Here is a 26,821-nt window from a genome sequence, read left to right as displayed (position 1 = left end):
TATTAGGGCGTCATGCGCTACTTACATAAACCACTATGTGTCATAGCGCATTTCTTTGAAAGCCTTTGATTTGAATAAAAATCATACCGCAAAGGTCAACATGCCCTAAGCAATTTTAATACTTGAAAAAGTGGTACTACCGTCATTAATACGCTGTCGCAACACATCAGAAATCGTATTGCAATCAAAAGAAAGTATGTCATGCTGCTGAATATGCAATTGACCTTGCTCTAAGCTTTCAATCAATACATTCCCTAAAAATGACATTCTTTGCTGCGCACAGATACTTTTCGCAAGCCAAGCACCAGGTAAGGAAACCACACCAATGTTAGGCGCTTTTTTGAAAAGTAATGCGTCATCAAGTTGAGACAAACCAGAGACACAACTAATACGACCACAAAACTGTAATAAGGAAATTAACAGATTAGTATTTTGCCCTGTACAGTCAATTACACCTTGCACGCCATCATAACCATATTGACGTTGGATTTTCTCCAGCAAACTTTCATCATTGAGCGAAAATACAGCGTCAGCACCTAGCCGCTTAAGTTTGTCGTAATCATCAGCCACACAGCTTGTAAATACCGTCAACCCTTGCTGCTTTGCAAATTGAATTGCCAGCTGGCCTATGCATGTGTGCCCGGCCTCAATAAAGACCGACTCCCCCTCATTCAATTGCAATTTATAGAGTGCAATCAACGCTGTCATACCGGCGCTCGGCACACTGGCAGCCAATGCTGGATCGACATTGTGTGGCAGAACAGTTAAAGCATAATTCGCTACCGCCGCATATTCGCACATAATGCCAGGAGAACTTATATCATTGTGCCACATGACTCTCGTACCAATAGCTGGATGCATTCCTTTTGGCGCATCAACAACGGTACCAACCGCATCAAAACCGAATATGCGTGGATAATGCCAGCAGGGTGTACCTTGCACGGCAAAGCGTTCATCCAACGCTGCTAGCCCAGCATACTCTACTTTTACAAGGACCTGGTTATCGACGATACGTGGCACATCAATCTGTGCTGATTGCAGCTCAAAGTCACGCCCCACACTTGCGAGCATAATTGCATTCATTGTATTCGGTATTGTTATCACACTATTCTCTTTACTTTGCACTGTGAGTGTCCTGAATGCGTTCGATCAGCATTAATGTCTATTTATTACAACATTCATTTCAGGACAGCTCAACTATAAGTTATTCAGATGTCAAAACTGTGATTGACGACGCATCTTCACCTTTGCTTTACATGCTTACGATTCATCCACATATAAAATACAGGCGTAAACAGTAGCCCGAAAAATGTGACACCTAACATGCCAAAGAATACAGCCACCCCCATTGCTTGGCGCATTTCTGCTCCAGCACCAGATGCCAACACGAGAGGTACAACACCGGCGGTGAACGCAATTGAAGTCATCAGAATTGGGCGTAAGCGCAATCGACATGCTTCAACAATAGCAGCAAATGGCGTACTTCCTGTATCGTGCTTTTCTTTGGCAAACTCAACCATCAAGATGGCATTCTTACATGCCAGCGCAACCAGTACGATCAGCGCGATTTGTGTAAAAATGTTGTTGTCTCCACCAATCCACCATATGCCAAGTAACGCTGAAAATATCGTCATTGGTACAATCAAAATGATAGCCAGTGGCAATCTTAAGCTTTCATATTGAGCGGCAAGCACCATAAACACTAATAGCACAACCAACGGGAAAATATACACCATGGTATTACCGGCCAAAATTTGCTGGTATGTCACATCTGTCCATTCGTATTCCATTCCATTTGGCAAATGTTCAGCTAAGATGGCTTCAATCGCTTGTTGCGCCTGATCTGAGCTGAAACCTGGTGCTGGACTGCCATTAAGCTCAGCACTTGGATAACCGTTGTAGTGCATAACCCTATCTGGACCAGTTGTAGGCGTTGCCGTCAACACGGAACCAAGCGGTACCATGTCGCCACGCACATTACGCACTTTCAAAGCCAAAATTTGTTGTGGATCAAGTCGACTTTGTGCCTGTGCTTGTGCGGTTACTTGGTACGTTCTTCCAAACATGTTGAAGTCGTTTACATAAAGTGACCCCATGTACACTTGCAATGCATTAAATACTTCGGTTAATGGAATGCCCTGTAACATCGCTTGTTCACGGTCAATATCGATGTCCATTTGTGGCACTTGAATTCTAAAACTTGAAAACATCCCCGTCAGTGCTGGGTCTTTTCGCGCTTCATTTGTTACCTTTTCCAGTGCATTAAATAGCGCTTCAAATCCCTTATTGCCCCTATCTTCAATTTGTAATTTGAATCCGCCAGTCGTACCAAGACCTTGGATCGGTGGCGGTGGGAACACAGCGACAAATGCTTCATCAATCGCTGTAAAACGTTTGTTGAGCTCCATCGCTATCGCCATTGCAGACTGACTCGGGTCTTGGCGTTTTGTAAAATCTTCTAAAGGCGTAAATACAATGGCTGCATTTGGACTGTTGGTGAAACCATTCACAGACAAACCAGGAAACGATACTGTATTTGCGACACCTGGCACCTGTAAAGCAATTTGCTCCATCTGTCTGGTTACCGCTTCAGTTCTGTCTAAACTCGCGGCATCAGGTAATTGTGCAATAGCAACCAAGTATTGTTTATCTTGCGCTGGAATAAAGCCTCCAGGTACTGAGTCAAACAGCTTCATTGTCGAGCCGATCAAGGCAAGATATAAAAGTCCAACAACAGCAGACATACGAATGAGTTTTTTCACGACCTTTTCGTATCCTTCACTGCTTTTTTCAAATAGTCGATTAAATGGCTGGAACACCCAACGACCAAAGATCTTGTCTAACAACCGCGTCAATCTGTCCGGCTCACTATTGTGAGGCTTCAACAACAACGCGCTTAACGCTGGCGACAAAGTTAATGAGTTAATTGCAGAAATAATTGTTGAAATGGTGATCGTTAATGCAAATTGTTTATAAAACTGGCCTGATAATCCAGTGATAAACGCGGTTGGAATAAATACCGCACACAACACCAAAGCAATCGCAATAATTGGGCCCGTCACCTCATTCATCGCAAGCTTAGTGGCCTCAACAGGACTCAGTCCTTTGCCAATATTGCGCTCAACATTTTCAACAACCACGATGGCATCATCAACTACAATACCGATTGCTAGCACCAAGCCAAATAAAGACAGCGTGTTAATAGAAACACCTAGCCACTGCATAATAGCAAACGTACCAACCAGTGACACTGGCACTGCAATCAGTGGAATAATAGAGGCACGCCAAGTTTGTAAAAACAAGATCACAACAAGCACAACCAATACTATCGCTTCTAACAACGTTTTTATTACGGCATCGATTGAGCCGCGTACAAACACTGTTGGATCATAAACAATATCGTACTCAACACCTTCTGGGAACGAGTCACTTAGTCTTGCCATCGTTGCACGCACTTGCTCAGACAATTCGATAGCATTGGAGCCAGGCCGCTGAAAAATAGGCATTGCCAAGGCTGGTTGACCATCTAACAACGCACGCAAGGCATAATGATCTTGGCCAAGCTCCACACGCGCTACATCTTTCAATCGTGTAATGGCTCCTTGGTCACCAATTTTGATCACCACTTGCTCGAACTCTTCAATACTATCCAAACGCCCATGCACGTTAAGCAGCACCTGGAATTGGGATTCACTTGCCGCAGGCTGAGCACCTAAGCTACCCGCAGCGACTTGCTGATTTTGCTCTCGCAACGCTTTAACAACATCCATTGCCGTTAACTGATTTGAGGCAAGTGCATCAGGATCAAGCCATACGCGCATTGCGTATTTTCCGCCGCCAAACAGCTTCACATCACCGACCCCCGGAAGACGCGCGATCTCATCTTTGACATACAAATCTGCGTAATTAGACAAGTATGTTGTATCGTGACTGTTGGTTGGCGAATATAAATGCACCACCATGGTCAGATCCGGCGATGCTTTTTGAGCGACTACCCCTAGCCTTTGCACTTCTTGAGGCAATCTGGGTAGTGCACTATTCACTCGGTTTTGCACTTGCACTTGCGCGCGGTCTAAATCAGTGCCAAGCGCAAAGGTGACGGTTAACGTCATGCGCCCATCACTGGTTGCCTGCGAAAACATATATAGCATGTTTTCCGTACCATTGATCTCTTGCTCCAAGGGTGTTGCCACAGTTTGCGCTATGACTGTTGGGTTTGCTCCCGGGTAACTAGCAGACACAACCACCGTTGGTGGCACGACTTCGGGGTATTCGCTAACAGGTAATTGAAAAAGACTGATAGCGCCAGCAATCAATATAACCAACGACAACATAGCCGCAAAAATCGGCCTTTTGATAAAAAAGTGAGAAAACGACATCTCTACTCTCCTCGCTCAGCAACTAGCAACTGAGTCGTGTCTTTAGGCATCATAACCAGCAGGTTTTGCTCTGGCTTAACCTCTACCATCTGTGGCGCAATAGGCATACCAGGGCCCACTCTAGCAGGACCATTGACCGCCACTTTGTCTCCGGCACTTAGTCCTGTTTTGATTACACGCATAAGTCCATAACGCTCACCTAGCGTCACCGCTCGATACTGCAATACATCTTGTTCATTGCTGACAAGCACAAACCGATTTTTCAAATCAGTACCAACCGCAGTCTCTGGCACTAAAACATGCTCTTGAATTTCACTGGCTGCAATGCTGATACGCGCAAATGAACCTGGTTTTAGTTTATCGGAAGCTTCAAAAACGGCTCGGACTCTTAACGTGCCCGTTTTTTCGTTAATGCGATTATCTACAAAGTCGACAGCCCCCAGATGACTGAATTGCTTTTCACCTAACAATTGCATCATGACGGCTGTTTGCTTATCACCTTGTAATTGGCTGAACTGTTGATGCCACGTACGTTCATTAATGTCAAAATAGGCATATACAAAGTCATCTGAAACAATATGCGTTAACACACTTTGCCCAGCTTGAACCGTGTTGCCTGTCGTTAACTCTGCACGTGATACAATGCCTGAAATAGGCGCTCTAACTTCGGTATACTCTAGATCTAACTTGGCAGCATCAAGCTTGGCTTGAGTCGCCAGTACATTCGCCTTTAACTGAGCTTGCAATGAGTTTCTTCTTTCAAACTCTTCTTGCGCTATGGACTTACTTTTCAATAAACGTGATGCTCTTTTAGCATCGCTTTGCGCTTGTGCAAGTTCTGCCTTTGCACTTTGTAAACGCGCTTCTAGCTCTGTGACCTTGACGAGAAAAGGTCGTCTATCTAGCGTAAACAAGACCTCTCCGAAAGATACACTCTGGCCCTCTTCAAAGTTCACTTGTGCAATATTGCCAGACACTCTAGGGCGAAGTTGGACTTGTTCAACCGCTTCTAAGCGGCTTGTATATGTATACCGCGCTTGCACAGGGTAGGCTTTTACTTTTGTCACATCGATAGGTTGCTTAAATACTTGTGCCTGTTGCTCAGTTGCTTCTGCATGTGATTCGCTGCAACCACTTAGATGCACAAGACCTCCTACAATAGCTAATACTAATAGTGATTTTTTCATGGTGTTTTCTCTCCTTTCCTTTATGACAGTCAGTTTACAAAAGACAAAGGAGACAAAAAAGCATCGATTTTTAAACTTATTAATGCCACAATGGCACCAATTGGTTTTCGTTGGATACAGGTTATGGACACAAGTACGCGTTTATTGATGTTTTTAGATGTGGTTGAGAGAGGATCATTTGCTAAAGCCGCACAAAATAGAAATATTGACCGTTCAGTTATATCCAAGCAGATCAGTAAGCTAGAAGATGAACTAAGCGTTCGGTTACTCAACCGCACCACACGTTCATTTTCGCTGACTGCCGCTGGTGCAGAAATGGTAAAGAAGGCACAACAATTAAGAAAGCTTCTAAGCGAAACGCAGTTGTTAGCGGAAAACTACCATACAGAACCCAAAGGCCTTTTAAGAATATCCAGTTCCACCATTATAGGCAGAAGGTATGTTCAGCCTGTGGTCAATGAATTCCAAAAGCGTTTTCCTCAAGTGGAAATTGAATTGCGCTTGGAAGACCGCTTAGTTGACATTGTCGGAGAAGGGTATGATCTTGCATTTCGCGTTGGTGAACCAAAAGACTCATCTTTGATAGCACGAAAAATTGCTCGCAATCGACTTATTATGCTTGCAACACCTAGTTTCCTAGATGCCTATGGTAAACCCACAAACATGGAGCAACTGGCTGAGCTTCCCGCAGCAACCTACGCCAGTGATGGTTTGCGTTTTACTGGCATCAACTATTTAGACAGCAACAACGAGCCACGCGAAATCCCTGTTAAAAGTATATTTCGTAGCAATGATGGTGAATTACTCATGATGAAAGTGTTGTCAGATACCGCATTTTGCACCGTTCCCGCTTTTCTCGTGGGCCAAGAAATACAAAATTGCGAGTTAGTTCCTTTACTGACCCATGTAAAATTGGTCGACTATTCAGCTTTATATGCCGTTTACCCACACCGAGATCTGCCGGTTCGAACTAGGCTATTTTTTGATGCGATGCGTGAATACATAGGTAAAGATCTGCCGATATGGGAAAAGAATATTCCAGACTTTGAAAACATGTATGGCTTTACTCCCCCAATTAAGCCCCCATTATTCTAATCTTATTGCACCACCGGACATATTCGCCAATAGAGCCCTTCGATGGGTTCTTTATGTGCTCTAAAATGCGACACAATCTGCACATATCTCTTTTATAATACGCGACGTAGCTGCTTTGCAATAAAGCGTATCTATCAATTACACAGCCATCAGAAATATTAGCAATCGCACTATTTTTCAACTGTAAATTACTATGGCGCTTTTTAAGTTTGTTTATCTAAGTTGTCGTTTCATTTTTATTTCGTTCAAGTACACTTCATAAAAGCAAATATCTAACCTCAGCTGCGGATAAGAGTTTTGATAGCTAGCAATAGAAACATTGCAACTATTTCGACATCCAATGATGATATTTCGCTTAATATCAAGGCATTTTCGCGCAGTAATAGCAGGCTATTACAAGTGGAAATAACGCAGAGAGTGAGCGAAATAGCTTTATTGGGCAAATTCGCTTATGTGCAGCTGAGGTTATCTAATACTGTAAGTCAGCCAATCTTTTATCAGTATTTTTTTAACTCAGACTTAACTAGGCGATTTGACTTAACCCAACTAATACATTCACTCAAAGGCAGCGCCCCACTCACATTGAAACCCTGTATGTAATGACAATTTAAACCACACAAGTAATCTGCAACTCTATCATTATTGACCCCTACCGCAGTGACAATCAATCCCATTTTCTTTGCCATAAACAGCGTTGTTTCTACAATGATTTGTGACTGCTCATTACTCAAACAATGCTCTACAAAAGCCCTGTCAATTTTAATTTGCGACAATGGCAAGTCCTTAAGCGTAGTAAAGGATGAAAAACCGCTGCCAAAATCGTCTACTGCAACAGCAAACCCCATCTCGATGAGCACATCGCAAAGCGCTCTCGTTTTGGGTATATCTTTGGCCATCATCCGCTCAGAAAACTCAAAAAGAATATGCTTCGCTTCCACTTCGGTATGAGTGAGTAGACTGGCAAGTAAATTAACGAGTTCCTTGTTCAAAAAATCACAACAAGACAACTTGATATGTACAATTAAATTCGGTTCACAATTGAGGAGTTTAGGTAGATCTTCAAACACTTGATTAATAACAAAAGTATTTAGCTGGCGATTCAAGTTACTATTTTCCGACTCCGCCACAAATTGCTCTAGAACAATCAAACTTCCACTCTCTTGCGGCCAATGTGCCACAGCTTCAACAGCGTGTACTTCGCCAGAATTGGCTAGAATAATAGGCTGATAAAAAACTTTAAGTGTTTGTTTTTCGATTGATTCTCTTAGTTTTGAAAAGTAATGAAGATCATTACTATTATCTTGATGTATCACCGCATCATAAATAACCAAGGTTTGCCCCGACCGTTTTGCATAGTACATTGCATCATCTGCTTTTTTTAGCATGCTGGTGCAATCCGTATCTGCACTCGTGTCGTAAGTCACAGCGCCTGCGCTATATTCTATATCTACACGTGTATCATCTATCAACAATGATTGTTCCAACGTTTTCATGAGTTGATTATTTTGCTTATAAATTTGACTTTCTGTGTCGCCATCTATGAGCATAATAAACTCATCTCCCCCCATTCTGAATACTGTACTCCCTTCTAATAAAGCTTCTTTAACCCTATTTGAAAAAGCTATAAGTACTTTATCTCCAAACAAGTGCCCCACGGAGTCATTAATTGTTTTAAAATTATTTAAATCAATTAGAAATAGGGTAAATGGCTGTTTACGAGAAATTTTGTCATCGATGCTATCAATGCAATGCTCCCTGTTGCTAAGCTTGGTGAGAAAGTCAGTTTGTGCATGACATCGCTCGTATTCAAGCAACTTAGCAAGTTCCATAAGGCTATTTTTACTAAGGTGATTGATGATTAGAACGAAAACAGAGCCAAAGAAAAGAATACTCGACAGCCCAACGTTCAGTAAGTCTGAGGATTTCACTTCATACAGATATGCACCGAACATACAGTACCCTAGAATAAAGAACACTATCAATGCGAGTAGTACACGCCAGCCCATATGATTTGAGATCTGACAAATTCTATATGCAGAGTAAAGAGAAAAGCATAATCCAACCGCACCTACAAAAACTAGGAGCAATGAAAGCAAGCTCACAGCTTAATTCCATGATGAGAACAATGATCAGAGTATAGTTTAAAATTAGTGGTTATACGTTGACAAGCGAAGCTGCTTGATATGAGGCGGGAGTTGGTATTGTCGAAACCAACTCCCGGCTAGGAACATATTATGGAAAGTTAGGAACACTTTAAGATGGCATACAGCTGATCTTTAAGATGCAATCTTTGTTTTTTCAAAGACTCTAAATATTCATCCGACGTATTTTCTATACCTTCCTCAATACGGATCACTTCGTGATCCACATTATGATAGTCGTCAAATAAACGCGCAAAATGACGATCCTTCATTTTTAACTCGTGAATTTTTTCTTTAAATTCTGGTAACTCTTTAGCAAGACTGTGACGCTCTATAATCATAATTTCATTCCTATTTGTATCGTTGTTAGTGCCTAAATTGGATGAATTTAGAGTACGCCCTTCATTGCTCTGCAATCTTGATCTAGCACAATTTCAAGGAGCTTTTAACACAAAAAAAACCTCACAAGCGTGAGGTTTTTGGGCAAGTATAAAAAATTGAAATCGATTACTTGAGCTTTGCCGTTGATTCGCGCGCGATCAGCTTCGCCTCCAACGTCGTCTGGTAAATATCAGCTTGGTCATCGCCAATTTGGATGATCAGATGCTCTACGGCTTGACGCGTCATTTCTTCAACTGGCTGAGCTATCGTTGTAAGGCCCGGCCAAATATGTCTTGCAATAGGCGCATTATCAAAACCAGCAATAGAGATGTCTTCAGGCACTTTTAGTTGCCTTTGTGTCGCTAACTTAAGTACCGCTGCTGCCATGTAGTCATTTGATGCAAACACTGCGCTTGGTCTTGGCGATAAATCCAAAATTTCTTTCGCACTATCAGCACCTGAATGATAACTAAAATTACCTTCAGCAACCAATGTCGAGTCAACATCAATGTTATGCTCTTTTAGTGCTCGTTGGTAACCATGGAAGCGTTGCTCAGTCGCACTGTGATCTGGGTGACCTTTAATAAAAGCAATACGCGTATGACCTAAGTTAATCAGGTGCTCTGTAATTTCATAAGCTCCTTGCTCATCATTGCTGCGTACGGAGATAGAATCTTCATCATCAATTGCAGAGGCAACGCGCGCGAAATGTATCTTTTTCTTTTTCAAAAAATCTATGAGTTCTTGTGAATCTGAAAAAGGCGGTGTAAGCACCAAACCATCCAGTCGAGACGTCATCAATAGCTGCTCTATATTTTCGATTAACGCGTCACCGCGCAGCTCGCAAGGATGAATGAGTAAATTGTAGTTATGCTTATGACAGGCCTCTAACGCGCCGCTTTGAACCCGAGTGATATAGCTTTTACTGGGGTTATCATACAAGCAACCAATAATAAAGCTGCGATTTCGCGCCAATCCTCGTGCAATTGGATTCGGTGTATAATCGAGCTCTTTGAAAACCTTTAAGACCTTTTCACGCGTGGCAGGGCTTACGTTAGGCTCGTTATTAAGCACACGAGATACCGTTTTTTTAGAAACCCCTGCGTAGGTTGCAACACTATTAATGGTTACTTTTTTCATGCAATTATCTCAAGCCTCTTAACTACCTCGGCGCTCGTGTAAACACGCTGCAGCGCCAATAAGAGGAATATTATCCTGTACAACTAAAGTGACTGGGATCTGCCCTACATACTGTGACATAAGGCCCTTTTCAGTAAAGCGCTCTACAAAGCGACTTGATAATAAGCGATCTGTCATTCTGGGTAAAATACCACCACCAATATAAACGCCACCCAGCGCACCAAAAGTGAGTGCAAGATCACCTGCAACACTGCCCATCCAGTCACAGAAATGAGACAAAGTCGCATCACAAACCTCACACTCCGATGCCATTTGGCTTATCTGAGCTGCATTGAGATCCATCGCTTGATGACCTTTCACATCAGCCATTGCACGATACAAGCGAGCAATACCTGGGCCAGAAAAAACATTTTCTATGGATACATGTTGCAGGTTTTCGCGTAACGCGTGCAACAACTGACGATCTAAAGCTGTGACAGGTGCCAGTGTAATATGGCCAGCTTCACAGCTCATCACTGCACTGCCATTAATATCTCTGGCTAAACACGCAGCTCCGAAGCCCGTACCAGGTCCCATTACAGCAATATTAGCACGTTGCTCGGGTTGTCCAGGTTTCAGTATTAAGTTTTGTTTTTCATCTAAATACGGCGCAGCATAAGCAAAAGCAGCAAAGTCATTAATAACGGCTAAGTCTTCAAAGCGCATTTGCTTCTTCAACTCAGCAATACCAAAGTGCCAACCAAGGTTAGTCAAATACACTTGTTGCGCTTTTATCGGTCCTGCGACGGCTAAACATGCCCGTACAGGTCTCTCCATTGGTAGCTGTTCAAAGTAACGGTTTAAAGCGGCTTCAAAAGATTGGAATTGTGCACTTGGGTAGGTTAACTGGTGCTGTATTTCGAATTGATTAGTGATATTGCAGTAATTGGTAACCACTGCGAAACGCGCATTGGTGCCGCCAATATCGGCCACAACAATGGGAGCAAAATCTTGTTCTTGGTAACTTGTTGTCTGAGTCATGTTGTTTTCTCTTTTATCATCGCGCTTCAATGCGCTTATTTTTATGCTCAGGGCAATTTCGCCTATGCATTTATTTTTGTTATCTACCCAGCTAAATTTGCACGCTAGCCGACGTAAAAAAATGCTGTCCACAGCGTGGACAGCCAATACGTTTTGACAACAAAATGATAAAACGCCCTCATTATGACACCGGTGTCAGAATTCATCAATAAAAAAATGACGATTCAGCCAAAATTGGTTGAAATATTTATTTAGATGCTGACAATAAACACCTCTTATCTCTGTCGAGTACAAAAATGAAACACAAAGGCAAAGCGACTTCATTTGACATTGCACATTACGCAGGTGTCTCGCAATCAACCGTATCACGCGCGTTAAGAAATAGTCCTTTAGTGAACGAAGAAACTCGACGTAAAGTGCACGACGTCGCTGCAAAGTTGAATTATAAAGTCGACAAAAATGCCAGTAACTTACGAACGCAGCAAAGTAGCACACTGGCCTTGTTGCTATTTGAAGACCCAACCACTGATGAATCTCAAATTAATCCGTTTTTCTTGAGCATGCTGGGTAGCATCACACGTGCTTGCTCAAAAGAGGGCTACGATCTGCTGGTTTCATTCCAATCTAGCAGTCAAGATTGGCGCGCGGACTATGAGGACAGTCACAGAGCCGATGGCATTATTTTACTCGGCTACGGTGACTATTTGGATTATCAATCAAAACTACAACAATTACTGGATCAAGATACTAAGTTTGTGTGCTGGGGCGCAAAGGTCGATGGCCGCCCAGATCTGACCGTAAGTTGTGATAATTATGGTGGCGGACAACTTGCGGCAAAACACCTAATCGATAAAAAACGTACAGATTGCGCATTCATTGGTGATGCATCTCACCACAGTCCAGAGTTTTTTGCTCGATACCAAGGTTTTAAAGATACATTCGACCAACATGGACTCACCTTGAGCGAACGCAAAATTGCCAATGCCATCTCCACAGAAGACTCAGGCTATCACGCGACTAAATCTTTGATAGCCAATAATATAAAATTTAACGCCTTATTTGCAGCAAGTGACCTTATTGCTATCGGTGCTATCCGCGCTTTAAAAGAAGCAAATATTGAGGTGCCAAAAGATGTGAATGTGGTGGGTTTTGACAACATTCCCGCAGCAAGTTACGTCTCACCCGCACTGACAACCATCCAGCAAAATACCACGCTTGCTGGGCAAATGCTGGTTCAAAACTTACTCAATTTAATACGTGGAGAGCATGTGGAATCGACCTTATTGCCACCGAACCTTATTGTTCGCCATACCTAAAAGAATGAAGGCGAATATCAAATATCGATATTCGCCATTTATTACTCGTAGTTTTGCTCTAAGAAAACAGACTTTTCAATTTGTTCGAAGATAGAGTTGTAATACGCAGGTTCAACGATCATCTGAGTTTCTAGGATTTCCCCTTCACTATTGAGTCGCTTTGCCACGGCATTAATGCGCACTTTGGTGATACCTTCTCGCTGGGTAACATTCCCTGAGACATCCACAACCAAAGAGTCATCTAAATTGTTGTCGCCAAAAATCCAATTCAATCCAAATGTCAGATAGGTAGCAAGTGCCTTGGTCAGTACTTCACCCTTATTCAATTTAGTTGTTGTGTAGCTCGCCAAGACAACACCTGCGTCAGAATCAGATGCTTTTAAAATAAACTCTCTATCTAACAAAGCATTGATAAGTGCTTTATACACTTCAAGCTCGTTCGTGCTTTGGTATTCTTTGGTCTGCATACTTCTCACTTCAAGCGTCGACATTTGTGGCTTAGTTGAAGCGCAGCCTAGAGCCAAAAGCGTTAACATGCTGAGAATTATCAACTTAATATATTTCATTATCATCGCAACCTAGGCTTAGAACTTACTGCGATGATAGGCAATACTCTCAACATTACTCGCTTGATCAAACTTGATGATCACCGTGAGCGTGTTAGAACTCACTTGGCTAGAACCATATTCTGACGAAATGATGCCACCGCCATGTCCAGAAAAGTAACCCAAAGTGCCGCCCGTTGTTTGATATACTTGCTCTTTTGAAAACTTGTCGTAAACCCAAACTTCATTGCCATTTGGCGCCGTTTTTACGATGTTTGGACTCCCTAATGCAACAACCACATCGGTTGACGGCATGCCTTTTTTGATCTCTTTTTGCACCACGCCCACAGTCAGCTTGTCAACTTTTTCGCCTTGAGTCTGCGTAGACTGACAGCCTGTCATCACGCCACATAAAGCCACTGCTGCAAGTATATTAACGAGTTTAGAGTTCATGCTATTTCCTTTTACTTTAGTTTATAGACAGGGCTCAATACACATTGATCCCCCTTGATTTCCCTGTCCCATTCATTTTAAAACAAACGTGTTACTCATCGTTCCTGATTATAATACATACAAAATAACTGCATTGTCATCACTTTGCTGTGTGTTTGCCTCAATTTTTGCACTGACCCAATTTTACATAGTTTGTAATGCACCGCCCATAACAGCAAAGGTTTTTTGAGACACTCTTAATATGTTGTTTTGTAAATTAAACAATATGAAAAATTCGGGTAGATGACTAGGAGTTGTCAGTATTGAAAGATAAATGAGAAGAACTTTTTGAGAAGTGATTTCTAAGTCAACATCTAAGAATGCTATAGCTCAGTAGGCGATCAACTATCGCCTACTGAATTGGGGTGTATTATTTAAGATCCTGTTCCACAACAGGGTAATGGTCCCACACCTGCTTATCAGCCAAAGAACGCACCAGTTTTACATATTCCGCATGCGTCCACGCTAATGGCGTTGCTGAATTGGTTCCCTCTCCAAACCTATAACCATGTGGATTAACGCCTACATTGTCCCACACCTGCTCAGGGAGCATCATGCCTTCATTAGCAAACAGTTCCATCCCCTTAACATAGGTATTTTGAATATCTTTCACTTTTTTAGCATCGAGTGAGCCACTCAAACTCGCCGCTGCAATTTCATAATGACCGCGCTCCCCAGTGAAGAAAGGCCACACACGCCCGCGCTGACCAGCTGAGTTACTGCCGCCTTGTGCGTAATTATGACCGGTTACTTCATCTTCACCATAGCCGTCGTTACCATAGCGACGATAGCCCGGATAGCTGCCCGTTTCACCTTCAAAAGTAAAACTGTACTTCACGCGCAGATTATCAATCATGCTCTCATCGTCATATTCAGGCAAAGTAGCCAAGATGCTTTGCGCATCTGCACTACGCACGCCATAACGTACTAGCTCTAAAAAGCCACCGTCAACAATGGCTTTTTTATTCATGCCTTCACGGCCGTTATTGCTATTTATTTTGGTATTGCTATTGGGGTTTGTATCTTGGCCAATTCTGAAAAAGTACTGCCCATCTGTTGATTGGCTTTTTGCTTGCTCAGCGAGTACACCTTCGGTTGTGAACATTAAGGCTTCAACTTGACTATCGTATTTCTTTGCTACTTCTAAGTAACGATTAGCCGCCGCCAAATCACCGCTGTGCTTAGCAATATCAGAAGCAGTCACTAAACCTGCAATAATCGCGGCAGTCGTCGACGGAGAAAAGCCATTTTGCTCTTCCCAGCGCTCTTGCTGTGTCGCTAGCGGTGTGATTTGTGTGTCATTCCAGAGAATTTTCGCTTTACCACCATGTACTAGGAAGTTTGCAGCAGGCTTAAGCATTTTTTTATACCAATAGCTAAGCTCATCATCGCTCAGTACGTTTGCTTGGTGTAGTTTCCATGCCAGCATAATTGGCATGGCCGTTTGGTCCAATTGCACCCCTACCCACTCTAGTTCACCGTCCACATGCGTTTTTTGTAAAAACCAACCTGTGTCGCCATTATTGCCCGGTGTAGAATCACTCACTTGTACTTTTTCTAAGTACTCAAATGCTGTTTTTGCAGTGTGATGATCACCCATCGCCATAAATGCCATAGCAACTTGATAAAAATCACGTACCCAAACCGCTTTATAACCCGTTGACCCTTCTATTGCAGGAACCGTGTCGCCCCAAGGATTAGACAAAGAAGCGATAAGCGCACCGGCATAACTCTTATCTTCTTGCGCTTTAAGCACTAAAGCACTGGTGTGAAGTAGCTTGCCTCCATCAGCGCTGAACTGAGTTAATCGTTGCATGGGTGCCAATGAAGCAAGATAGTCTTCCCAGCCAACAACCTCACCCTTACCGTTGTAGTTATCTAATACACGTTGGTAGCCTTTCGCGAGTGTTTGCTTAGCTTGCGTAGCACTTGCTTGGGCAGATTGACCAAAGCTAAGCGCTAAGTCATAACTTGCAGAACCTTCAACTTCGCCAAGTTTACCCAAAAGACTCACGTTACCAGACTGCTCACCAGTTGATGAATAAGCTTTAGCGATTTTTTGGTCTTGCAGCAATGAGAGGATATTATCACTTTGACCAGTAAAACCGACTGATGCTTGTGCAAAGCCACCCGCCAGTTGCATGGTCAGATAATTATCTCCCTCATTTGCTTGTAACCCATCTTGAGTTACTTTTGCAAAATCATTCACACCATTGTTATTAATATATGGGTTTGCAGATACATACGCAGCTAATGGAGTCGACAGGTTGCTACGAATGCTCGCTCGCACAAACAAGCTTTGTCCATCAGGGTCTGTAAATACATGTTTTTCAAGCTCAAATCGGCCTTTTTTGTCTTTACTGATCACCTTATAAGCAAGTGACAAAGGACGACCCTGCGCATCTTTGTGCAGGTAATCAACGGTAATATCGAAACCATCTGAGTTACTTTCAGCCACACTAAACGGCTGACCATTCTCGTCAGTACCCGTGACAACAAACTGCATATCTTTAAGCTGTGCTTGGTGGATCAAGCCAAACATGGTTTCTGTGATCATGCCTTTGGCTATTGAGAACCAAACTTTAGATACCGCACCTGTTTTCGCGCGATCGGAATATTGACCATCCAGATATGCTTCGTACGATGTACCTATGCCCGTTTTGCCCGAGTAAGCCCAAAACGGTTTATCTCCAGGTGCCCCCGGCGCGACTGTATTGCCACCGCTATTTTTGTAACTGGCGCTGCCGCAGCCGACAAGCCCAGCAGTCAATAACGCTAATGTTAATTTATTCATTGATTTCATTATATTCCCCTAAACGTCGGTGGTTTTTACGCGCAACACAGATATGGCAGCAAAAATAAAAGACACACCACCGATGATCAAAGCGTAGATAGGTTGGTTTTCAAAAAGGTGTCGAACAATCAGTCCGAGGATACTGGCCGCTAATAATTGGGGGATAACGATAAAGAAATTAAAAATCCCCATAAATACGCCCATTTTATGAGTTGGCAGTGAGTTGCTCAGCATGGCATAAGGAAGCGATAAGATGGATGCCCATGCAAACCCTACTCCCACCATTGGCAACCATAAAAGTTGTGGGTCAGAAATAAACATAAAGCTGATCAATGCAAGCGCACCAAGCAACAAGTTAATCATGTGCGCCTTAGCAAGACCAATGCGCTTCACCATCATTGGAATTACAACAGCAGCCAACGCAGCAAAGCCGTTATAGGCTGCAAACAGTACCCCCACCCAATCGGCACCATCGTTGTATGCCTTACTCGTTACATCAGTGGTGCCATAATGAAAACTTGTTACCGCCGATGTGGTATAAATCCACATTGCAAACAATGAAAACCAGCTGAAAAATTGTACAACCGCAAGTTGGCGCATCGTGTTTGGCATGGTAAATACGTCGTACATAACCTGATAAAAGCCGCCATGAATGCGCTGAGAATTTTGTAAATACCCCGCAATTAATTGCACAACGGCAAAGCTCAACAATAAGCCCGCCAATAAATACAGCTCTTTTTCTAGTTGCAGAGCTAACACGCTTGCGAGCACGCCACCGCCAAGTACCGCAAAAATCAACGCGCCTTTGGCAAAGTTAATGGTCTTTAAAGTTATGTGGGTTTCATGGTTGTTCTCAGCTTGCCCGTCAAAACTGGCAAGCTCTTGTGGAGTGTACTCTTTGGTTTTTGCAATAGTCCACATAACAGCCAAAAATAGGATAGCGCCGCCATAGTAAAAAGCGTATTTAACCGAATCAGGAATTTGGCCCTCAGCTGCCGTATTGCTAACATCAAACCAATTGGTCATCATCCAAGGTAATGCCGAAGCAACAATGGCACCGATGCCAATGAAAAAGCTTTGCATCGCATAACCCGTTGCACGCTGCTTTTCATTTAGGTTATCTCCCACCAAAGCACGAAACGGTTCCATCGTCACATTGATGGAAGCATCCATGACCCAAAGCACACCCGCAGCAATCCACAGCGTCGGTGAGTTAGGCATGATGAACAATGATAATGTGGTTAAAATCGCACCATAAAAGAAGAACGGACGACGACGCCCCAAACGTCCCCAAGTTTTATCACTCCAATAGCCGATAATTGGCTGTACAATTAAACCCGTTAATGGTGCCGCAACCCATAAAATAGGAATATCATCAACAGATGCACCTAAGGTTTGAAATATTCGACTCACATTGCCGTTTTGTAGCGCAAATCCAAATTGGATCCCCAAGAATCCAAAACACATATTCCAGATCTGCCAAAAGCTTAAATTTGGTTTTTGATGTTGCACGGCTAGTCCTCAAGTAGATAGACCACACTGGCGCGAGGCGCTAACGTGATGGTAATTTGATTGTTTTGCACAGTGTAAGTCGCATGGTTTTCTAGCAAGTCTGTGGCTTGAGCAACATTTTTATCTGACCAACTAGGTGGTAATTTTAACATTACTGTATGCGAATTGGTTGCATCAAAGTTACTAGCAATCACTAGCTTTTGCGCGGCATATTGACGGGCAAAGGTCATTACCCGCTGCTTAGCTTCTGCAACGTCGCTAATAAGTTCAACAGGTAATAAATCGCCTGCAACGATAGCCGGAAGTGTGCTCAAAGACATCAGGTTAACGTAATATTCGCGAAGTAGCTTTTGCTGTTCGTTAAGTTGCCCACCGTCAAACTTGCCACCGTTCATCCATGCTTGATGGGCGGGTACGCCAATATAATCAAAAATGCTCGTACGGCTCGGCTTACCAAAACCGGCATTTTCAGATCCGTCTTCACCCACTGTTTGACCAAAGTACAACATGCTAGGAGATGGGCTGATCAGATGTGACACCACCATGGCCGGTTTACCCATACGTGCGTCTCCCGCAAATTCAGGACTTGCAATGCGCTGCTCGTCGTGATTTTCTAAAAAGTGGAGCATATTAGGGGCAATATCTTGTACGCTATTATGAGTGTCTAACACAGCTTGTGCTGTGCCATTTTGTTGCATTAACGCTTTTAAGCTATCGTAAAAGCCCACTTTGTCATACAAGTAGTCCATTTTACCTAAGTGCACATAGTCACGATATAAACTTGGATTGTAGACTTCAGCCAAAATAAACGCTTCTGGGTTTTTCATCTTGATAGAAGAATTTAAAAAGCTCCAGAATTCCACCGGCACCATCTCTGCCATATCGTAGCGGAAGCCATCAACGCCTTTGTCTAGCCAGTAATTGGTAATGTCTCGAAACTTGTACCAACTGTCAGGTAAGTCATGTTGCTGCCAAAACTCGTAATGAGCACGTGCATCCATTTGCTTATACTCGCTGGGCAGTTTAGGAAAATCAAAGCTACCATCGGGCTTCACGCCATAGTTCACTTTGACCGTTTCGTACCAGTCATTGATGTCTGGTTGTGCTGCACGAGAGCCATTGCCTGTCCATTTGGCGGGTGATTCTGTAAATTTGCCATCCACTTGCGGATGTACTTGTCCGCCCAGAGGGCGGTAATCATCGCTGGTCGGCACTTTAAAATCTTTGCCAACGACATAGTAAAAGTTGTTGTCTCTTGAGTATGTTTTGGATACATCATCATGAGCACCAAAATCAGATACCCCTTGTGGTGCAGCCATAGAGCGGTAGTTACGCGCCACGTGGTTAGGCACAATATCGATAACCACTTTCATGCCAGCATCATGAGTGCGCTTTATCAAGGCTTCAAATTCATGCAAGCGTTGGCTGGGGTCAACCGCCAAATCAGGGTTTACGTTGTAGTAATCTTTAATTGCATAGGGTGAACCTGCACGCCCTTTCACGACATCTGGGTCATCCGCTTCAATACCGAATTTGCTGTAGTCAGTCACCAGTGCATGGTGCAATACACCCGTGTACCACATATGCGTTACACCCAAGGTTTTGAGTTCACTCAGCGCTTTTGGCGTGAAATCGGCAAACTTGCCTACGCCATTTTGTTCAATCGTTCCCCACGGCACATTAGCCGTTTGAGTATTACCAAATAATCGAGTAAAAACCTGATAAACAATGGGTTTGCTTAAAGGCTGGTGATCCGCAGATAAAGTACTTTGCGCTTCTGTTTTGCTGTGTGGCTCTGAGCAGCCCGGCAGCAAAGAAGTTAACGCGGCAAAAACGATCCCCCCGCGTACAAGCTTCGCTACCTTTTTTGATTTGTTATCATTCATTAAACTTGTTGTCACTTATTGTTGTCATAATCGCAGCTTAGCCAGTCTACCTTGGCTAATGGCTAGGGTTGAACTGCTTGCATACGTATTCAAACCCTCTATTCACCTACTGGTAATCAATACGCAGCAAAAGCGCACCATTACGCGGCACTTTAACAGGTCGTGTAATATCTAGCTGCTCGTCTGTCAGAACGCTAAACGATGACTGGGCATCTTTTACAACTTCTTTGTAACGCGCCATATCGACAATTACTTCCTCATTTTGCTTATTAAGCAATACCAAAATGGTTTGACCGTTATAAGTACGAGCGTAACTGTAAATGCCAGAGTAAGGGCTAAAGTGGGTCATCGTGCCACGAGCAATCGCCGGATAAGTTTGCCGTAAATGAGTCAGTTTGCGCACATAATCTTGCATCGACAGCTGCTTTTCAGTCAGTCCCTTCCCTGTAACAGCGTCTTGTTTGTGGGAATTAAAACCACCTGGGAAATCAATTCGAATATCGCCGTGGTCGTTCGAACCCGTATTATCCAATAGCACTTCTGTTCCATAGTAAATCTGAGGAATGCCTCGGGTGGTCAATAATAAAGTCATAGCCAGTTTGGTTTTTTCTAAACTCTGTCCCAACTCTGTATACACGCGGCTCATATCGTGGTTATCTAAAAAGATGAGCAAGTTACTTGGGTCCGGATATAAGAAATCATTCGCCAAAGATTGATACACTCTGATCCAACCCGTGTTCCAACTTTCTTGCTCGTTTAGCGCCTTAATTAAAGATTCTTGCAGTGAAAAGTCCATCACACTAGGCAGGCTGGATGAATAACCATCATGATTAACCTTGCCGCGCTGCCAATAAGACGCAATCGCCGGGTTAGTGCTCCATTCTTCACCCACAATGTTAAAGTTCGGATACTCATTCATAATTCTTTGCGTCCACTGCGCTAAAAATGTTTTATCCGAGTAAGAATAAGTATCCACACGAATGCCACTAAGATCAGCGTACTCTATCCACCAAATAGCGTTTTGTATTAAGTATTTCGCTAGCAAAGGTTGACGTTGATTAAGATCCGGCATAGTTGGCACAAACCAACCATCATTGAATTGTTTTTTATCAAATTCGCTGACGTGGGGGTCTTGAATCGTTTGCCTTGCGTGACTAGTACCACTAAATTCCCCTTCAAAATTCAACCAATCTTTAGTCGGCTTATCTGACACCCACCAATGCTCGCTGCCACTATGGTTAAGTACCATATCCATGATCACCCCAATGCCTTTTTGGGCTGCCAAACGGGTTAACTCCAAATATTCTTCATTGCTACCCATACGCGGATCAATGCGATAAAAATCGGTCATTGCATAGCCATGATAGGAGTAATCCGCCATGTTATTCTCGCGAACGGGGGTTAACCATAATTGGGTGAATCCCATATTTTTGAGGTAATCCAAGCGGTCGATAATCCCTCGAATGTCTCCACCATGACGGCCACCTCGGTATGCTGGGTTGGCTCGTTCTCGCATGCCATCCACACTGTCATTTTCAATATTGCCATTGGCAAATCGGTCTGGGTTGATCAAATAAATGACATCCTGACTTGAAAACCCTTGACGCTGTGCACTGTGCGCTTTGCGCGCCAGTAATGGATATGTAAGCAAAGACTTGTGTGTTTTGTCGGAGAGCTCAAAAACAAGTTCTCCCGCTTTGGTATTGGGCGCAATATTTAAATTTATAAACGCATAGTTTGGGCTGTCACCATACTCTACCCCAACCAGTTGAACGCCTTTATATGGGCGTAAATGAATATGCGCTTGGGCAACTCGCTCTTTGCATACCATGATTTGCAATGTGGGGTGCTCCATACCCACCCACCAGTTTTTTGGCTCTACTTGATATGCATGTGCAACTGAACAAAAATTGATGCTTACAGCAATGAAAAATAAAAATAAAATCTGCACCTTGAGTCTCGTTTATTGGTTATTTGATAAAAATTGTTCATGAGATGGCATCGCTGCCACTGTTTGTTGAATTAACGTATTCAGGCTACTAAATAGCTCACTCCTTTGTTGCTCACTCATCATGTGAACCAGCGGATGAAGTTGCTTGGGTTTAAGTCCTTGCCCAATAAGCACTTGTTGCCATGCAGCTTCTGCAAACAACTCATCATCTTCACGCAACAGCTTGCCCGTTTGCTCAAAAAGCGCGATTTTTTTAGCGAGACTATCTGGGATCTCCATCGCTTTACACTGTCGCCAAAAATCACTGTCATTTCGTTCATTAAGCTTGTAATGCAAGATAATAAAGTCGCGAATCCGTTCAAACTCAGTTTCTGATTGCTGGTTGTAAAGAGACACCTGGCTAGGCTCAATAGCTTGATGAGGAAATAGCTTAACTAAACGTACAATCGCGGTTTGAATTAAATGAATGCTGGTTGACTCTAGTGGCTCTAAAAACCCGCTCGACAAACCAATTGCCACCACGTTTTTATGCCATGGTGTGAGTCTGCGTCCAGTTCTAAACCGGATCTGCTTTGGCTGTGCAAGCGCTTTGCCCGGCAAATTGTTCATTAATAACTGTTTTGCCTGTTCATCGGACATATGCTTGCTCGCATAAACGATGCCATTACCAATGCGATGCTGCAAAGGGATCTGCCACTGCCAACCACTCGCGTGCGCAATTGAACGTGTATAAGGTGCTCGCATGTCATTATCATGTTCGCATGGTACCGCTAACGCGCTATCGCAAGGCAGCCAATGGGACCAATCTTCAAACCCAGTGCTCAGTGCTTTATCAATCAACAGGCCATGCATGCCGGTACAATCTAGAAACAAATCGCCTTGGATTTGCTCACCACTGTCCAGCTCAAGCTTTTGAATGTAACCCGTTTCATAGTCTTTAATAACTTGCTTTACAGTTCCTTGAAGGTGTTTAACACCCATCGCTTTGGCATGACTTGCCAAAAAATGGGCATATAGCCCCGCATCAAAATGATACGCATACGAAATACCAGGCAGATTGGTACCTGGAATGACGTTTAATTTTGCAAACTTATGATTTTTAGCCGCTTGGTAATTGAGAGAATAATCCCAAAAGTCAGCGCCAAAACCCTGTTGTTTGGCGCATAACCAATGATTATGAAACTCACAAAATGGGAAATCTTTGCCTATCGTACCAAAAGCATGCATATAGCAACTATCTTGCTTGCCCCATCCTTCAAACTGAATACCCAGTTTAATGGTCGCTTGCGTAGCATGTATAAAATCGGCTTCGTTGATACCCATTGCGCTATTAAATGGTTGCAGTGGTGGGATTGATGCCTCGCCAACGCCAATCGTTGAGATATCAGGTGATTCTATCAAAGTGATGTTTATCAGCTTGCCCATCAGCTTGGCAAGGAATGATGCACTTATCCAACCTGCGGTTCCTCCGCCCACAATAACCACGTTTTTAACCTGTTCAAAAGACATAACAAAACTCTCTTGCTTTGATACAAAAAAGCCCCTGCTTAAAGAACAAGGGCTTTGGGTTTATTCGCGTGTCAGCGATTAAAATTTATAGCTTAAACCTAGCATGTAAGTACGGCCATAATCTTGGTAGTCACGTACTTGAAGCGCATTATCACCTGATAATGCGGTGAACGGTTCTTCAGTGATATTTTGAATTTGGAAGGTCACAGCAAGACCATCCAGTGACTTAAAGCCACCTTCACCAAAGTCATATCCAAGTTGCGCATCCCAAATAGTTTCACCCAAAATATCAACTTGAACACCACTGAAGCCAACACCATTCACTTCTCCTTTAAAGTCACTACGCTTACGCATGCTGGTACGCGCTTGGAAGCCATGGTTTTCATAGTAAACAGTTAAGCTTTGAATTTTTTCAGATAGACCTGGTAGTTTGTACTCTTTACCGTACTGATCTGTCACATCTTGTTCAACACCTGTATGGCTAGCAATAATACCAAAACCTTCTAAACTATCGTGGAACAAGTTAAATGGTAAAGTCAATGACAGCTCATAGCCCCAAAGGTCGCCCTCACCGCCATTTTCTTTATACTTGCGACTGGCCGTTGTGTTCTCTGGTACTTGACCCGTTTCAGGGTTAACAACACCAGCTAGGTCTTCTTCTACTACGCCTTCAAAAATCCATACGTCTAGATCTTTGTAGAACACCGCCACAGAAAAATAACCTTCGGCACTGAAATAATTCTCGTAAGTTAGATCGAAACCAACCGCTTCTTTTGGCGCTAAGTGTGGGTTACCACCCTCAATTTTCCAATTGTTACCATTGTCATCAGGCTGCTCATTATAACTACGTGATAATGATGAGTTCATCTCGTCCATACGAGGTCTTGATAGCGTTTTAGCGGCACCAAAACGAACTGTTTGTGTCTCATCTACAGCAAGTGATAAATTCAGGCTAGGCAGTACGTGTGAGTAGTCATTTTCAACAGCCGTTGCCGTAAATGACAGTGGATTACCACCATAACCTTGTGCAATAGCACCTCCAGTGTTAATTTTTGTTTTAACGTAACGAACACCCACATTACCCGTTACAGGTAAACCAGCTAGCTCAGCATTAAGATTTGCTTGTACAAAAGCTGCGGTGACTTTCTCTTCCACTTTCCAAGACTTAGTCGCATGATCCGGCTTAGTTAGGCTTTCGGCCAACATGCTAAAGCGTCCATCGGCAACCATGGCACGAGAATCATAAGCGATCATGTCACCCATACCGATGAAATCGAGATTTGCCGTACCAAGGCGGTACTGCTCAGGAACTGTTAGCATGCCAGTATTGTCTGGGTATGAGAAATCACTTAAGGTTAAGAAGTAGCCTTCTGAGACCTTGTTCTTTTCACGTTCACGGTATGACACACCCGCTTCAACGCTTGAAAGAAACTCGTTATCTAGTGCTTGCTTAGCAGCCAACTTTAATGTGTTGAGTTCATCTTCAACAGTAGGCGTGTTTAAGAAGCCATCTTGTAACTGGTTTTCATACTCAGTACCGGTTACACCATACTTATCATTTAATGCCTTACTGCCACCCCAAGATAATGGGCCACCTACTTTAATTAAGTCATAGTCGCTGTAATCAAGTTCATGTGTAAATTGAGCACCGGTGTTACCACCGTTAAATGAATAGCCAATATTATCTGCTATACCTCTGCTATCACCACGGCCAGTGCCTGAGTAGCTTTCTAAGCTCCATACTTTTTTATCGACACTTGAGTGACTCGCGTCAAATTCGAATGTTAATGAATCATTGACATTGTACTTTGCATTAAAACCAAACGCGCTTAGTTCAGCCGAACGTTCTTCATAATCGTTACGTACGACAACACGTTGCCCTTCAGTCAAGGCACTAGTAACAAAACCTGTAGCCTCATCCACTGTTGCATTTTCTTCAGATATTGTACCTTGACCCCAAGCAAATGGAATTTCGATACCGCGAAGAATTTTTTTATCTTTAAAGTCTACATATAACGCATCAAAAACCATCGATAGATCGTCAGTTGGCGCCGCCTCAAACACAAACATGACCGAGTCACGCTCCAGCGTTGAAGAACGAACAAATGGTTTTGCACCACCTAAAATAGAGTATTGCTTACCATTGTCTTTAAATTCATGGTAGCCCCACGCATTCCATCGTTTTTCTTGGTTTGGAGAAGTCATTGTGGTGACAGCTAATGCCACACCTATGGTGTCATCATTAAATTTATCAACATAAGAGAAGGTGCCACGTAAACCGGCATCATCGCCATCTGGGTTTAATTTATCGAAGCTGGTTTTTTCGTACATAGTGTTGAACTGCACGATTCGCTCATCGGTGCTTAATGGCTTGATTGTTTGCATATCAATCACACCAGCAATCCCTTCAGCTTCAAGATTGGCACTAGGTGTTTTATATACGGTTACACCGCTCATGATCTCTGATGGGTAAAGGTCAAACTCTACGCCTCGGTTATCAGAAATTGAAACCTGTTCGCGACCATTGAAAGTTGTTGCACTTTCATCTTCGCTAAAACCACGAACGCTCACTTTACTAGCACGACCATCAAGTCGTTGAGCTGCAAGCCCTGGAAGACGTGCAATTGACTCAGCAATTGAAGAGTCTGGTAATTTACCTATGTCTTCGGCAGAAATTGACTCTACAACCTCTGAAGAAAAACGTTTAGTGTTGATTGACTCAACAACGCTGGCACGAAAGCCTTTAACTTCTATTACTTCTACTTTTTTTGCTTTTTTTGCTGCCGTTTCTTCAGCCGCATAAGCGGTGTTTGATACAACGCCTGCACCAATTAGTGCAAGTGTTAACATACTTGGTTTGAACATAGACATAGTGTTTTATCCCAATTACCCAAATTTATTGCTGGCTCATTTTATATATTCGTTTGATCGCGAACGCTCATTTTGGCCAGTTACTTTTGTTGTCAGGATGCATATTAGCGCTCAGCTAATTTTACAAACAACTTTATGCATACGTATTCAAACTGTAGATGATTCATGTGATTTTACATTTAATTCACAGAAATAACAGGCAAGCATTTGTTTTTAAATTGTTTTTATTGATTTAAAAGAAACATTTTAGATAACAAATATATTGCGTGTTATTTCGCCAAAATTAACGATCGCCCAGCGCTTTAGTTTAACGCCCCCCATTAGAGTGCATGCAACCAATTGGGCAGGTAGAGCCCTTTGGCAATTGGTCTTACCAAAAAATCAGTTGAAATCTCTTATTTCTCGAACAAAAAAACCAATCAGAGCTCCTTAACACACAATTGGTAAACTTTTATTACAGAAAAACTTTCTTTAATTATGTGTCTGATTTGAGATGTAAAACTTGCTATTTAACGTGCATACGTATGCAACCTTTTTACAGTATTTGGGGGATAACGTATGCTTTTTGCCATTATTGCCCAGCTTAGCGCGGTGTAAGCTTA

General features: G+C 42.9%; 17 protein-coding genes. 2 read left to right on the top strand and 15 right to left on the bottom strand.

Going from position 1 to position 26,821, the window contains the following annotated elements; translation table 11 throughout:
* Nucleotides 1–105: 105 nt before the first annotated feature.
* From ACW689_RS02150 to ACW689_RS02140, 3 genes are all read right to left on the bottom strand, one after another.
* Entirely contained in the window at nucleotides 106–1,104 is a 999-nt protein-coding gene (locus ACW689_RS02150; RefSeq protein WP_476288112.1) for a zinc-binding dehydrogenase, read from the bottom strand.
* A gap of 137 nt (nucleotides 1,105–1,241) precedes the next feature.
* Nucleotides 1,242–4,379: an efflux RND transporter permease subunit gene (locus ACW689_RS02145; protein WP_476288110.1), complete on the bottom strand. Its 3,138-nt coding sequence runs from the start codon at nucleotides 4,377–4,379 to the stop codon at nucleotides 1,242–1,244.
* A 2-nt stretch (nucleotides 4,380–4,381) separates the two neighbouring features.
* Nucleotides 4,382–5,566 (bottom strand): efflux RND transporter periplasmic adaptor subunit, encoded by a 1,185-nt coding sequence (locus ACW689_RS02140; RefSeq protein ID WP_476288108.1) that lies wholly within the window; start codon nucleotides 5,564–5,566, stop codon nucleotides 4,382–4,384.
* Between the two features lie 123 nt (nucleotides 5,567–5,689).
* On the opposite strand from ACW689_RS02140, the gene ACW689_RS02135 reads away from it, so the two are divergent.
* The gene (locus ACW689_RS02135) at nucleotides 5,690–6,661 is read left to right on the top strand and encodes a LysR family transcriptional regulator (RefSeq protein WP_476288106.1); all 972 of its coding nucleotides are present in this window, start codon (nucleotides 5,690–5,692) and stop codon (nucleotides 6,659–6,661) included.
* 497 nt (nucleotides 6,662–7,158) lie between these two features.
* On the opposite strand, the gene ACW689_RS02130 is transcribed toward ACW689_RS02135, so the two are convergent.
* From ACW689_RS02130 to glk, 4 genes are all read right to left on the bottom strand, one after another.
* Nucleotides 7,159–8,763: a putative bifunctional diguanylate cyclase/phosphodiesterase gene (locus ACW689_RS02130; RefSeq protein WP_476288104.1), complete on the bottom strand. Its 1,605-nt coding sequence runs from the start codon at nucleotides 8,761–8,763 to the stop codon at nucleotides 7,159–7,161.
* 140 nt (nucleotides 8,764–8,903) lie between these two features.
* The gene (locus tag ACW689_RS02125) at nucleotides 8,904–9,143 is read right to left on the bottom strand and encodes an HP1242/YdcH family protein (RefSeq protein ID WP_476288102.1); all 240 of its coding nucleotides are present in this window, start codon (nucleotides 9,141–9,143) and stop codon (nucleotides 8,904–8,906) included.
* A 166-nt stretch (nucleotides 9,144–9,309) separates the two neighbouring features.
* Nucleotides 9,310–10,323, bottom strand: coding sequence for a LacI family DNA-binding transcriptional regulator (locus tag ACW689_RS02120; RefSeq protein WP_476288100.1), 1,014 nt, complete (start codon nucleotides 10,321–10,323; stop codon nucleotides 9,310–9,312).
* Between the two features lie 18 nt (nucleotides 10,324–10,341).
* Nucleotides 10,342–11,343: a glucokinase gene (gene glk, locus ACW689_RS02115; protein ID WP_476288098.1), complete on the bottom strand. Its 1,002-nt coding sequence runs from the start codon at nucleotides 11,341–11,343 to the stop codon at nucleotides 10,342–10,344.
* Between the two features lie 296 nt (nucleotides 11,344–11,639).
* On the opposite strand from glk, the gene ACW689_RS02110 reads away from it, so the two are divergent.
* Nucleotides 11,640–12,659 carry a LacI family DNA-binding transcriptional regulator gene (locus ACW689_RS02110; protein WP_476288096.1) on the top strand — a complete coding sequence of 340 codons (1,020 nt, stop codon included), beginning with the start codon at nucleotides 11,640–11,642 and terminating at the stop codon, nucleotides 12,657–12,659.
* A 41-nt stretch (nucleotides 12,660–12,700) separates the two neighbouring features.
* On the opposite strand, the gene ACW689_RS02105 is transcribed toward ACW689_RS02110, so the two are convergent.
* From ACW689_RS02105 to ACW689_RS02070, 8 genes are all read right to left on the bottom strand, one after another.
* Nucleotides 12,701–13,126 carry a hypothetical protein gene (locus tag ACW689_RS02105; protein WP_476288094.1) on the bottom strand — a complete coding sequence of 142 codons (426 nt, stop codon included), beginning with the start codon at nucleotides 13,124–13,126 and terminating at the stop codon, nucleotides 12,701–12,703.
* Between the two features lie 117 nt (nucleotides 13,127–13,243).
* Entirely contained in the window at nucleotides 13,244–13,657 is a 414-nt protein-coding gene (locus ACW689_RS02100; RefSeq protein WP_476288092.1) for a hypothetical protein, read from the bottom strand.
* Between the two features lie 409 nt (nucleotides 13,658–14,066).
* Nucleotides 14,067–16,499: a glycoside hydrolase family 15 protein gene (locus ACW689_RS02095; RefSeq protein WP_476288090.1), complete on the bottom strand. Its 2,433-nt coding sequence runs from the start codon at nucleotides 16,497–16,499 to the stop codon at nucleotides 14,067–14,069.
* 9 nt (nucleotides 16,500–16,508) lie between these two features.
* Entirely contained in the window at nucleotides 16,509–17,957 is a 1,449-nt protein-coding gene (locus ACW689_RS02090) for an MFS transporter (protein WP_476288312.1), read from the bottom strand.
* A gap of 47 nt (nucleotides 17,958–18,004) precedes the next feature.
* Nucleotides 18,005–19,888 (bottom strand): alpha-amylase family protein, encoded by a 1,884-nt coding sequence (locus ACW689_RS02085; protein ID WP_476288088.1) that lies wholly within the window; start codon nucleotides 19,886–19,888, stop codon nucleotides 18,005–18,007.
* A gap of 106 nt (nucleotides 19,889–19,994) precedes the next feature.
* The gene (locus ACW689_RS02080) at nucleotides 19,995–21,839 is read right to left on the bottom strand and encodes a glycoside hydrolase family 13 protein (RefSeq protein ID WP_476288086.1); all 1,845 of its coding nucleotides are present in this window, start codon (nucleotides 21,837–21,839) and stop codon (nucleotides 19,995–19,997) included.
* Between the two features lie 12 nt (nucleotides 21,840–21,851).
* Nucleotides 21,852–23,348: a tryptophan halogenase family protein gene (locus tag ACW689_RS02075; RefSeq protein WP_476288084.1), complete on the bottom strand. Its 1,497-nt coding sequence runs from the start codon at nucleotides 23,346–23,348 to the stop codon at nucleotides 21,852–21,854.
* Between the two features lie 78 nt (nucleotides 23,349–23,426).
* The gene (locus ACW689_RS02070; RefSeq protein WP_476288082.1) at nucleotides 23,427–26,219 is read right to left on the bottom strand and encodes a TonB-dependent receptor; all 2,793 of its coding nucleotides are present in this window, start codon (nucleotides 26,217–26,219) and stop codon (nucleotides 23,427–23,429) included.
* Nucleotides 26,220–26,821: the final 602 nt, after the last annotated feature.

Source organism: Pseudoalteromonas sp. ABE4_541, from assembly GCF_056312285.1.
This window is presented reverse-complemented; position numbering and strand designations above follow the sequence as displayed.